The 12,000-nt window shown below is 65.9% G+C and carries 8 protein-coding genes; 6 read left to right on the top strand and 2 right to left on the bottom strand.

Features of this window, described 5'->3' with window-relative positions:
- Positions 1-16: 16 nt before the first annotated feature.
- Positions 17-2,029 (bottom strand): SDR family oxidoreductase, encoded by a 2,013-nt coding sequence (locus G6N43_RS26075; protein ID WP_110810461.1) that lies wholly within the window; start codon positions 2,027-2,029, stop codon positions 17-19.
- Positions 2,030-2,130: 101 nt separating this feature from the next.
- Between G6N43_RS26075 and G6N43_RS26070 the strand changes: the two genes are divergently transcribed.
- The 6 genes from G6N43_RS26070 (at position 2,131) to G6N43_RS26045 (ending at position 11,555) form a co-directional block, all read left to right on the top strand.
- On the top strand, positions 2,131-3,000 hold the full coding sequence (locus G6N43_RS26070) for a MaoC/PaaZ C-terminal domain-containing protein (protein WP_083154017.1): 870 nt from the start codon (positions 2,131-2,133) through the stop codon (positions 2,998-3,000).
- A 106-nt stretch (positions 3,001-3,106) separates the two neighbouring features.
- The gene (locus tag G6N43_RS26065; RefSeq protein WP_083154015.1) at positions 3,107-3,994 is read left to right on the top strand and encodes a universal stress protein; all 888 of its coding nucleotides are present in this window, start codon (positions 3,107-3,109) and stop codon (positions 3,992-3,994) included.
- Positions 3,991-5,532, top strand: a complete 1,542-nt coding sequence (locus G6N43_RS26060; RefSeq protein WP_083154012.1) for an APC family permease — start codon at positions 3,991-3,993, stop codon at positions 5,530-5,532. The genes G6N43_RS26065 and G6N43_RS26060 overlap by 4 nt, the downstream gene beginning before the upstream one ends.
- A 153-nt stretch (positions 5,533-5,685) precedes the next feature.
- Entirely contained in the window at positions 5,686-7,068 is a 1,383-nt protein-coding gene (locus tag G6N43_RS26055; protein ID WP_083154009.1) for a DUF222 domain-containing protein, read from the top strand.
- 33 nt (positions 7,069-7,101) lie between these two features.
- On the top strand, positions 7,102-10,395 hold the full coding sequence (locus G6N43_RS26050) for an error-prone DNA polymerase (RefSeq protein ID WP_083154006.1): 3,294 nt from the start codon (positions 7,102-7,104) through the stop codon (positions 10,393-10,395).
- Between the two features lie 23 nt (positions 10,396-10,418).
- A complete protein-coding gene (locus G6N43_RS26045; RefSeq protein ID WP_234810160.1) occupies positions 10,419-11,555 on the top strand; it encodes an MFS transporter in 1,137 nt (378 codons plus the stop codon).
- On the opposite strand, the gene G6N43_RS26040 is transcribed toward G6N43_RS26045, so the two are convergent.
- Positions 11,552-11,968 (bottom strand): TIGR03667 family PPOX class F420-dependent oxidoreductase, encoded by a 417-nt coding sequence (locus G6N43_RS26040; RefSeq protein WP_083154003.1) that lies wholly within the window; start codon positions 11,966-11,968, stop codon positions 11,552-11,554. The genes G6N43_RS26045 and G6N43_RS26040 overlap by 4 nt on opposite strands.
- Positions 11,969-12,000: the final 32 nt, after the last annotated feature.

Here is a 12,000-nt window from a genome sequence, read left to right as displayed (position 1 = left end):
GATAGGGCCTTTCCGCTCACCAGTGCACGCCGGGCACCATCCGCAGCGCGCGCTTGGCCGGGCGGGTCACGGCGCGGGGGACGCGCACGGGGCGCACTGTGGTGCGCGCGGGTCGCCTCGGGCGGCGTTCTGTTACGGGCTCGGATGTCTCGATCCCGCGTGCGGCAGCCGAATCCGGATACCCCAAATAGATCTGGTGGAGGACCCGCCGCGACAGCTTGGGCGTGAAATACATACCGGCATCGGCCAGTGTCCCGATCGGCGTGTCGATCCTCGCGGGCTTCTCGACCAGACCGCGGACCACCATCGCGGCGGCGTGCTCGGCGGTGATCGGCGGTATCGGGTTCAGCCGGCGCGACGGCACGATCATCGGAGTCTTCACCAATGGCATGTGGATGTTGGTGAAGGTGATGTGATCGGAAAGAGTCTCGCTGCCAACGACTTCGGCGAACGCATCCAGGGCAGCCTTGGTGGGAATATAAGCGCTGTACTTCGGATTCCTGGCCTGCACACCGGCGCTGGACACATTGACGACGTGGCCGTACTTCCGCTCCCGCCAGTGCGGCAGCAGGGCGAGCACCATCCGCACCGCCCCGAAGTAATTGACCGCCATCACGCGCTCGTAGTCGTGTAAGCGGTCGGTGGACGCCGACACCGAACGGCGAATTGACCGTCCTGCGTTGTTCACCAGATAGTCGACGTGGTCGAACCGGCCGAGGATGTCCTTGACCGTAACCTCGACCGATGTCGAGTCGGTGACGTCGCACGTGAACGCGTGCGCCTGTCCGCCGGCCGCACGGATCTCGGCGACCAGTTCGTCGAGCGCTTCGGCGTTGCGCGCCAAGGCGAATACCGTCGCACCGCGTTCGGCGACCGCAATGGCAGAGGCCCGCCCGATCCCGCTGGACGCACCGGTGATGATGACGTGCTTACCGACCAGAGGTCCGGCGGGGTCGTTGCGGCGTGCGCGGTCGGGATCAAGGTGTTCGGCCCAGTAGCGCCACAGTTTCGGTGCGAACGTGGCGAACTCGGGCACCGCGATGCCGGTGCCGCGCAGCGCTTCGTCGGTGTTGTCGGAGGTGAACGTGGGGAACAGGTCAACGACGTCGAGCACTTCGCCGGGTATCCCCAACTGTGTCGCAGCCATGTTGCGCAGAACCTTGGCGCGCCCGGTGGCCCGCACGATCGGAATCGCGGTGCTGCGCGGCAGCGAGCCGATGAGCGGTGGTAGTCCCGCGGCTTTGGCGACGCCGCGGTAGATGCCGTGCAGCCCAATTGTTTTCGGTGCCGTGAGGTGGAACGTCTGCCCGTCGCGGTCCGGTGTGTGCATCAGTGCGACGAGCGCTTCGGCGACGAAGTCGACCGGAACGATGTTCGCCCGTCCGGTGTCGGGCAGTGCCATCGGCGTGAATCTGGGCAGACGCGCCAGCTTGGCCAGCACGCCGAAGAAGTAGTAGGGGCCGTCCACCTTGTCCATCTCGCCGGTGCGCGAGTCGCCGACAACGACGGCGGGTCGATAGATGCGGAAGCGCAGGCCCGCGGCGGAGCGCACCAGCCGTTCGGCTTCGAACTTGGTCTGGTGGTACGGCGTCGGCAGGTCCTGATTCACGTCGAAGTCGTCCTCGGTGAACTCGCCGCGGTGGGTGCCTGCGATGGCGATCGAGGACACGTGGTGCATGGTCGCGTCGAGGCGCTGTGCGAGGTCGATGACGGCGCGGGTGCCGTCGACGTTGGCCGCCCGTTGGTCGGCCTCGGTGGCGGTGATGTCGTAGATCGCTGCGCAGTGCACGACGTGGTCGACGGGGTCGAGCTCGGCGATCGCGTCGTCGGTCAGGCCCAGCCCGGGTGCAGTGAGGTCGCCGACCAGCGGTTTTACTCGATCCCGCTCATTGACGGCCATCTGTTCGAATCGCCCGAGCGACTCGCGTCGCACCAGCACCCAGACCTCGGCGTCATCGTGACTTGCCAGGATCTGCGATACCACGCGTCGGCCAATAAATCCGGTACCGCCGGTAACGACATAACGCATGCGAGTCATGGTCTCCCCTGGCGGAGGAAAGGTCAATGCTGGCTTGCCGGCCCGGCTGGCGGTCCTGTGTATCGTCCGACACATCAGCGAAGGGAGCCTCGATGCCACTCGACCCTAATGCCATAGGCAAGAAAACGGAGCCGCAGCTTTTCTCGTGGACCGACCGGGATACGTTGCTCTACGCGCTGGGCGTCGGCGCTGGAGTCGATGACCTGGCTTTCACGACGGAGAACAGTCATGACATCCCGCAACAGGTGCTGCCCACCTACGCGGTGATCGCGTGTCTGCCGTTCGCGGCGGCCGGGTTGATCGGCAGCTTCAATTTCGCCATGTTGCTGCACGGTTCCCAGGGCATCCGGTTGTTCAAGCCGCTGCCCCCGGCAGGAAAGCTGAGCGTCGTCGCCGAAGTAGACGACATCCAGGACAAGGGCGAGGGCAAGAACGCGGTCGTCATGCTCAAGGCGACGGGCACCGATCCGGACTCAGGTGAGGTGATCGCCGAAACTCACACCACCGCGGTCATCCGTGGCGAGGGTGGGTTCGGCGGCCAGCCGGGACAGCGCCCGTCGGCGCCCGAAATCCCCGACCGTGCACCGGATTCGACGATCGTGCTACCGACCCGTGAGGATCAGGCGCTGATCTATCGGCTGTCCGGCGACCGCAATCCGCTGCACAGCGATCCGTGGTTCGCGCGCGAGCTGGCCGGCTTCCCGAAGCCGATCCTGCACGGCCTGTGCACCTACGGCGTCGCGGGCCGTGCCCTGGTTGCCGAGCTCGGCGGAGGCGACGCGACGAAAGTCAGTGCCATCGCGGCCCGGTTCACGTCACCGGTGTTTCCCGGCGAGACCTTGACGACGTCGATCTGGCGGACCGAGCCGGGTCACGCGGTGTTCCGCACCGAGGCGTCCAACCCGGACGGATCGAACGCGCGCCTGGTGCTGGAGGACGGCGCCGCCGAGTACAACGCCTGATCACCCGCGAACCAATTTCTCCGAAGCGGGGATAACGGTGGCCGCGCGTTGACAGGATCACCACACAACGTCCGTACAACGGTGTGCGATCGATGGGTGGTGCGGCATGAAGCTGGTCGTTGGTTACCTGGCGACGCCGGGAGGCGCCGATGCATTGGCACTCGGCGTGCGGCTGGCCCGCACGCTTGGCGCCGAGCTCGGAGTGAGCATCATCCTGCCGCCAGACCGCGCGGGGGCCGCGCTGGTTCCGGTGGGTGGCTACGACGAGCACCTCGCCGAACAGGCTGAGCGCTGGCTCGCCGAAGCGCGCGCCGACATCCCCGCCGACATCACCGTGGGGACCCACGTCAGCTTCGACGACTCCTACGCCGACGGGTTGATCAAAGAAGCGGCACGGGTGGAAGCCGATCTCATCGTCGTCGGAGGCTCCGGCGGTGGCCTCGCCGGGAGCTACTCGCTGGGTTCGGTCGTCAACGAGCTCCTGCACTCGTCACCGGTGCCCGTCGCCGTGGCGCCACGAGGTACCCGCGAGTCGTCGATCGAACGCGTCCGCGAGGTGACGTGCGCGCTCGGTGAACGCGTCGGGGCGGATCTGCTACTCAACACTGCAGTGCGGTTCAGCCGCGCCGCCGGAACCCCGCTGCGGCTGGTGTCACTGGTTGCGCTGGATCCGATGTTCGGCACGCTCCGCGGCGACGACGAGGCGGTGCGTGAGCATGCGCTCGCACATGCGCAACATACGCTCGAAACGGCGAAAAGCAATCTGCCCGAAGGCTTCCCGGTGACATCGACGATCGTCGACGGCCACACGGTTGAAGAGGCCGTCAGCAAGCTGGAGTGGCATGATGGCGATCTGATCATGGTGGGGTCGAGTCGGCTGAGTGCACCCAAGAGGCTGTTCCTCGGCTCTACGGCCGCCAAGATGTTGCGAGTATTGGAGGTTCCGATGGTGGTGGTTCCCAGGGATCAATTCGAAGCTGCGGACCTGCCGTGAGCGAGACCGACGCCGAAAAGAAACTTCATCTAGCCGAGGAGTCTGCCGGGCTGGTCTCCAAAGGACTAGCCACCGGCAAGGTCGGCACCCTTTCCGGGGCGATCCTCGGAATCGCTTCCGTGGCACCCGGATACACGCTCACCGCGAGCATCGGACTCATCGTCGCCGCAGTCGGGCTGAAGATGCCGGCGATCTTCATCGCCGGATTCATCCCGATGTTCCTGACGGCGTACGCCTACCGTGAGTTGAACTCGCGTGCGCCCGACTGCGGCGCCTCGTTCACCTGGTCCACCAAGGCATTCGGCCCGTGGGTGGGTTGGATGTGTGGCTGGGGAATGGTGATCGCCACGATCATCGTGCTGTCGAATCTCGCGGCGATCGCGGTGGAATTCTTCTACCTGTTCATCGCGCGGGTCTTCAACAACCCTGATATCGCCGACCTGGCCGGCAACACATTCGTCAACATCCTCACGACATTGGCGTTCATCGCCATCGCCACATTCATCGCCAGCCGTGGGATCACCACGAGTGAATACGTGCAGTACGTGCTCGTGGGCTTCCAGATGGTGGTGCTACTGGCGTTCGCGGTGATGGCCGTCGTCCATGTCGGTCGCGGAGAGGCCCCCGCCGGCCTGTCCTTCACCTTCGACTGGTTCGATCCCTTCACCGGACTTACGATGGGCGCCTTCATCATTGGCGTGACGGGTTCCATCTTCGCCTTCTGGGGATGGGACACATGCCTGACCCTCGGCGAGGAGAGCAAGGATCCGACGAGGGTGCCGGGCCGGGCGGGGCTGTTGTGCGTGCTGACGATCCTGCTGACCTACCTGCTGGTCGCGGTGGCAGTGATGATGTACGCCGGCGTCGGTGAAGAAGGTCTGGGCCTTGGCAATCCGGAGAACGCGGAGAACGTATTCGGTGCACTTGCCGATCCGATACTCGGTGGCATCGGCGGTCCGGTGCTGTACCTGGCCATCTTCGCGTCGTCGGTGGCCAGTCTGCAGACGACGTTCCTACCGGCGGCGCGCACCATGCTCGCGATGGGCGCCTACGGAGCGTTCCCTAAGCGATTCGCCAGTGTCAGCCCACGATTCCTGGTGCCCGCATACGCCACCGTGGTCGCCGGAATCGTGACGGGCGCGTTCTACACCGTCGTGAGCCTGCTGTCGGAGCATGTGCTGTTGGATACCATTGCCGCGCTTGGCATCATGATCTGCTGGTACTACGGCATCACCGCGTTCGCATGCGTGTGGTACTTCCGCAGCGAACTGTTCAAGAACGTCCACAACGTGGTCTTCAAGTTCCTGTTCCCATTGCTCGGCGGGATCGTTCTTGCCTTGGTTTTCGTCATCTCGGTACGCGAGAGCATGAACCCGGAGAACGGCAGCGGCGCGGCGATCGGTGGTATCGGGCTGGTGTTCTTCATGGGCTTCGGCATCCTGTTGCTCGGCGCGGTGCTGATGATCTTCTGGCGGTTCCGCAACCCCGAGTTCTTCGAGGGCCGCACCATGAAGGCGGAGCTTCACGACTCGGCCTGATTTCGACTGAACCTCCAGGGACTTGGCACCTGGCTCTAGCACCCGGCACCGACAACTTGGCGTTTTCATCCCCAACCCAGGGTTGATCCACAGGTTGGGACTCGTGGGGTCAGGGGAGGCGTTCGTTGCGACGGATGCCGTTAGCGTTGTGGTATGGGCGAATTCACTACCGGAGCGGCAGCGTGCGAGCGGTTTCGCGCGCTGCTGGACGTGGTGGATGTTGCCTACGCCGAGATGCGCGAATTGTCCTCCGACAACGTAGGCAACGAGTTTCGGGTGGACATGGCCGAACGGCTCGAAACGCAGGAGCGCACCAACCGAGGGCTGATGTACCGGGTGTTCGGTCAGATCGCCGACCCGCCCGATGAGATCGGCTTGATCGATGGACTCATCGACAGGCTGTGCGCGCGGCTGCGGATACCACGTAACGAGATCAAGCGAAGGATGAAGGTGGCCGCGCGGATCCAGCCGCGTCGTCAGCTCACCGGCCCGCCGCTGCCGCCTGAACTGCCGCTGGTGGCCGACGCCGTTACCGCGGGGACGATCGGGGAGGATCACCTGCGGGAAATCGAAAAGGCCATGGACAGACTGCCGTCGTGCGTGTCGGCGGATGATCGGGTTGAGGTCGAACGCAGCCTGGTCCGCGAGGCGGTCAAGAACGACGCCGACATTGTCAAGTCGGTTGGACGTCGGATCGATGAAATCTTCAATCCCGATGGCGATTTCGACGAAGCCGACCGTGCACGCCGACGTGGTGTGGTGATGGGAGCGCAGGGTCCTGACGGAATGTCACGGCTCTCGGGATGGATCGATCCGGAGACCCGCTGCTACGTCGAGGCCGCCACTGCCGCGGTGCGGCCGGGCCGGCATCTGCCCGACGGGGCGCTGGCCGAGACGCGTGATGACCGCAGCCCATCGCAACGCTGCCACGACGGCATCAAGCTCGGGCTCAAGGCCGGCATCGCGTCAGGGCAGTTTGGTTCACACCGTGGACATGCCGTCACGGTCATCGCGCGCACCACGTTGGCCGAACTCAACCAGGCCGTCCACGCAGTGACCGATCCCAACGTTCCGATGCCCACTGCTGCGCGCACCGGAGGCGACACCGCGCTGCCGATGCGCGACCTGATCCGGATGGCCACCGACGGGATTCACTATCTGGCGGTGTTCGAGGACCACAGCGACCGGCCGATTTATCTGGGCCGCCAGAAACGGGTGGCCACCGCCGATCAGCGGATCATCTGCTATTCCCGCGACGGGGGATGTACCCGGCCGAACTGCACTGAGCCCGGGTATCACGCCGAGGTCCATCACAGCACGGAGTGGGCCGCCGGCGGCGCGACCGACGCCGACGTGCTGTTCTTCGCCTGCGGACCCGACCATGCGGCGGTGGGCAAGGGTCGACTGCAGACGACGGTCACGGACAGCGGGCGGCTGGCGTGGACCGACGGAACACGACCGCCCGAGATCAACCACGCCCACCATCCCGAGGAACTGCTGCGCAGCGACCCCGATCCCCCGGACGAAGACGGGTAGCGATGTCGAACATGTGTTCGATACATTGTGGGGGTGGGCTGGCATACGGGGCCACCGAGCTGGACGGAAATGGAGCGGGTGCTCAACGGCAAGCCGCGCCGCGCCGGCTGGCCCATCGACGAGCAGGTGGGCGACGGCGGGGACAGTCCTGCCTGGTCGCGCAAGCGGGGGGCCTACCAGGCGGCGGGCATCGATCGGCCCGCCTCCGCCGTGCCGTACGCGGAACTGCACGCGCACTCGGCGTACAGCTTCCTCGACGGGGCCAGCACGCCGGAGGAACTCGTCGAGGAAGCCGTCCGCCTCGACCTGCGCGCGATCGCGCTCACGGATCACGACGGCCTCTATGGGGTGGTGCGTTTCGCCGAGGCGGCCAGGGAACTGGATATGTCGACGGTGTTCGGCGCCGAACTGTCGCTGGGTGGGGGAGACAGGACCGAGGACCCTGATCCGCCAGGCCCCCATCTGCTGGTGCTGGCCCGCGGCCCCGAGGGATACCGGCGACTGTCTCGCGAGCTCGCGAGGGCGCATCTGGCGGGCGGCGAGAAGGGCAAGTTGCACTACGACTACGACACGTTGACCGAGGCGGCCGGCGGGCATTGGCACATCCTGACCGGATGCCGTAAAGGGCATGTCCGCCAGGCGCTTTCCGAGGGCGGTCCGGAAGCGGCGGCCACAGCGCTCGTCGACCTGGTGGACCGGTTCGGCCGTGATCGGGTCAGCATCGAACTCACCCATCACGGGTATCCCGGCGACGATGAACGCAATGCACTACTTGCCGAACTCGCGCCCCGGTTCGGGGTCGGCGTCGTCGCGACCACCGGCGCCCACTTCGCCGAGCCGTCCCGCGGCAGGCTCGCGATGGCCATGGGTGCGATCCGGGCGCGGCACTCCATCGACGAAGCCGCCGGTTACCTTGCTCCGCTTGGCGGTTCGCACCTGCGATCGGGGGTGGAGATGGCGCAGCTGTTCGCGCACCATCCCGAAGTCGTGACGGCGGCGGCCGACCTCGGCGAGCAGTGCGCGTTCGAGCTGGCACTGATCGCCCCGCAGCTGCCGCCCTTCGACGTTCCGGAGGGGCATACCGAGGACAGCTGGCTTCGGCACCTGGTCATGGAGGGTGCGCGTAACCGGTACGGCCCTCCCGAGCGTGCACCGCAGGCGTACGCCCAGATCGAGCATGAGCTGAAAATCATTGAACAACTGACATTTCCGGGGTATTTCCTGGTCGTTCACGACATCACCCGGTTCTGCAAGGAGAACAACATCCTGGCCCAGGGCAGGGGATCGGCGGCCAATTCGGCCGTCTGCTACGCCCTCGGGGTCACCAACGTCGACCCGATCGCCAACGAGCTGCTGTTCGAGCGGTTCCTGTCGCCGGCGCGTGACGGGCCACCGGACATCGACATCGACATCGAATCGGACCTGCGCGAGAACGCGATCCAGTACGTCTACAACCGTTACGGCCGGGACTACGCCGCCCAGGTGGCCAACGTCATCACCTATCGGGGCCGTAGCGCCGTGCGCGATATGGCTCGCGCGCTGGGGTTCTCTCAAGGTCAGCAGGATGCCTGGAGCAGGCAGATCGGTCAGTGGGGAAACCTCGCGGAAGCGACCCACGTCGAGGACGTCCCGGAGTCGGTGATCGACCTGGCGCTGCAGATCTCCAATCTGCCGCGGCATATGGGCATCCATTCCGGCGGCATGGTGATCTGCGACCGCCCCATCGCCGATGTCTGTCCGGTGGAGTGGGCGCGCATGGAGAACCGCAGCGTGTTGCAGTGGGACAAAGACGACTGCGCGGCAATCGGTTTGGTGAAGTTCGACATGCTGGGGCTCGGCATGCTCTCGGCACTGCACTACTGCATCGACCTGGTGCGCGAGCATAAAGGCATCGACGTCGACCTGGCGAAACTGGACCTGTCCGAGCCCGCGGTCTACGAGATGCTGCAACGCGCCGACTCCGTCGGGGTGTTCCAGGTGGAGTCTCGCGCCCAGATGGCCACGCTGCCCCGGCTGAAACCGCGAGTGTTCTACGACCTGGTGGTCGAGGTCGCGCTGATCCGCCCCGGTCCGATTCAGGGTGGGTCGGTGCACCCGTACATCAAACGACGCAACGGGGAAGAGCCCGTCACCTATGACCATCCGTCGATGGAACCCGCCCTGCGTAAGACGTTGGGCGTGCCGCTGTTTCAGGAGCAGCTCATGCAGCTCGCGGTGGACTGCGCGGGCTTCACCGCCGCCGAGGCCGATCAGCTGCGCCGCGCGATGGGATCCAAACGCTCCACCGAGCGGATGCGGCGGTTGCGGGGCAGGTTCTACGACGGCATGCGCGAACTGCACGGCATCACAGGTGAGGTCGCCGACCGGATCTACGAGAAGCTGGAGGCATTCGCCAATTTCGGTTTCCCGGAAAGCCATTCGCTGAGCTTCGCGTCCCTGGTGTTCTACTCGTCGTGGTTCAAGCTGCACCACCCTGCGGCGTTCTGCGCCGCGCTGCTGCGAGCCCAGCCGATGGGTTTCTACTCGCCGCAGTCGCTGGTGGCCGATGCCCGCAGGCACGGGGTCTCCGTCCATGGGCCGGACGTCAACGCGAGCCTCGCGCACGCCACCCTGGAGAACATGGGCACCGAGGTGCGGCTTGGTCTCGGCAGCGTCCGCCACATCGGTGACGATTTGGCGCAGCGCATCGTCGATGAGCGGGAAGCCAACGGGCCGTTCACTTCTCTGCTGGACCTGACACAGCGGATTCAGCTGAGCATCCCGCAAACGGAGGCGCTGGCCACCGCGGGCGCATTGGGCTGTTTCGGGATCACCCGGCGTGAAGGGCTGTGGGCCGCGGGCGCGGCCGCCACCCAACGTCCTGACCGGTTGCCCGGAGTGGGGTCGTCATCGCAGATCCCCTCACTGCCCGGCATGACCGAGCTCGAGTTGGCCGTCGCCGACGTGTGGGCAACGGGAATCTCGACCGACAGCTATCCCACCCAGTTCCTGCGCGAGAACCTCGACGCGCTCGGCGTCGTTCCGGCCAACAAGCTGCTGGAGGTGCCCGACGGGACCCGCGTGCTGGTGGCCGGTGCGGTGACTCACCGCCAGCGACCCGCGACGGCCCAGGGTGTCACGTTCGTCAACCTCGAGGACGAGACCGGGATGGTCAACGTGCTGTGTTCGCGCGGCGTCTGGGCGCGGCACCGCAAGCTGGCGCAGACGGCGTCGGCACTCTTGGTCCGCGGTCAGGTGCAGAACGCCACCGGCGCGGTCACCGTCGTCGCCGAGCGGATGGGCAAGCTCGACATGCGGGTGGCGTCGAAGTCCCGCGACTTCCGCTGACTGCGGATCGCTACTGTGGTGGGGTGCCCCGCTCGGTGTACTTCCTCGTCGGCGCGGGAACCGCCCTCATCGCCTGTTGCTACGGCTTCGCCCGATTCGCCTACGGACTGTTCACTCCGGTCTTCGCCGACGCCTTCACACTCAATGGCGTCCTCACCGGCGTCATCGGCGGCGGAAGCTACATCGGATACTGTGCCGCCATCATCCTCAGCCTGCTGCTGACGGACCGGATCGGTGCCCGACGGGTCGCGGTCCTTGCCGGAGTGGTTGCGACGGTGGGCCTTTCGATCGTCGCCGCGGCACCGTCAGCGTGGGTGCTGGCACTGGGCGTGCTGGTCGCCGGTGTCAGCACCGGCATCGTATCGCCACCACTGGCCGCGGCCGTCGCGCAATACGTTCCCGGCGAGAAGACGGACCGGGCGCAGACGGTGGTCAACGGCGGGACGGGCATCGGCGTGGTGCTGTCCGCCCCGGTTGCACTTCTGCTGCTGGATCACTGGCGCGCGGCTTGGGCGGTGTACGCGTTGATCGCGGCGACGGTGACGATATGGGTCGTCCGCTCCGTCGGATCGACATCGCGGCCGCGCCCTGCGGATTCAGCCGAATCGTTCTGGCGCCCAGGAACTGTCACGCTGTTGACCGCTGCGCTTCTGACCGGCGTCGGCAGCGTAGCGGTGTGGACATTCGGCCGCGACCTCATCACGACGGTCGGGGCTGCAGACGCAACACGTTCGTCGATCATGTGGATCGTGCTGGGCGCTGCGGGCATCGCCGGCGCGTTTGCCGGTGACGCGGTGCAACGGATCGGACTGCACTGGGCATGGGTGGCCGCCACCGCCACGATGGCCGCGGCGACCCTGGTGCTCGCCGCTGCCCCCGCCCGGTTCGTCGCAGTGATTCTGGCCGCCACGATGTTCGGCGCCGCCTACATCACGTTGACCGGCCTGGTCCTGTTGTGGAGTACGCGCCTGTATCCGGACCGAACGTCGTTCGGCGTCGGCATCGCGTTTTTCACGATCGCAGCGGGCCAGGCATTGGGAGCGCCCGCGGCGGGCGCGCTCATCGATGCGGTGGGACCGAGAACGTCGTTCGTGGTGATCGCAGCGGTCGGATTGTGTGCCGTTGCGTTACGTCCGCCGACTGATCGAAGGCCGGCTTAACCCGCGGTCGGGGTGGTCCACACCTTGTCGACGCTGATCTTCAGCCGCAGGTTGTATGCGGAGAGAAACTCGGCGGTGAAGCCGAGGCTTTCGGCGTACTCGCCGTACTTGGCCGTATACCCCTCGTCCTCCATGGGGTTGGCGTTCTCCGCGTCGATCGTCGCGACACCGCCGACCACGATGATGCCCGAGCCGTTGCCATCCGAGTCCAGGTTGAGGCTGACCCGCGGATGATTCCGGATGTGTCTCACCTTGGCTGCGCCGGGTTCGGAGTAGATGAACACGTCAGAACCGTCGAAGTAGAACCAGATCAACTTCGGGACGGGCTGCCCGGATTTCGCGACCGTCGTCAGCCAGCCGTATTTGTCGGAGGTCAGACGGTCGGAAACTTCTTGTGTCAGTTCGGCTGTCATCGTTCCAAATGTAGTCTCGCCTAGTCTTCTAG

The organism is Mycolicibacterium moriokaense, assembly GCF_010726085.1.
GTDB classification, from domain to species: domain Bacteria; phylum Actinomycetota; class Actinomycetes; order Mycobacteriales; family Mycobacteriaceae; genus Mycobacterium; species Mycobacterium moriokaense.
The sequence above is the reverse complement of the archived record's forward strand: the minus strand, read 5'-3'. Positions and strand labels throughout refer to the sequence as shown.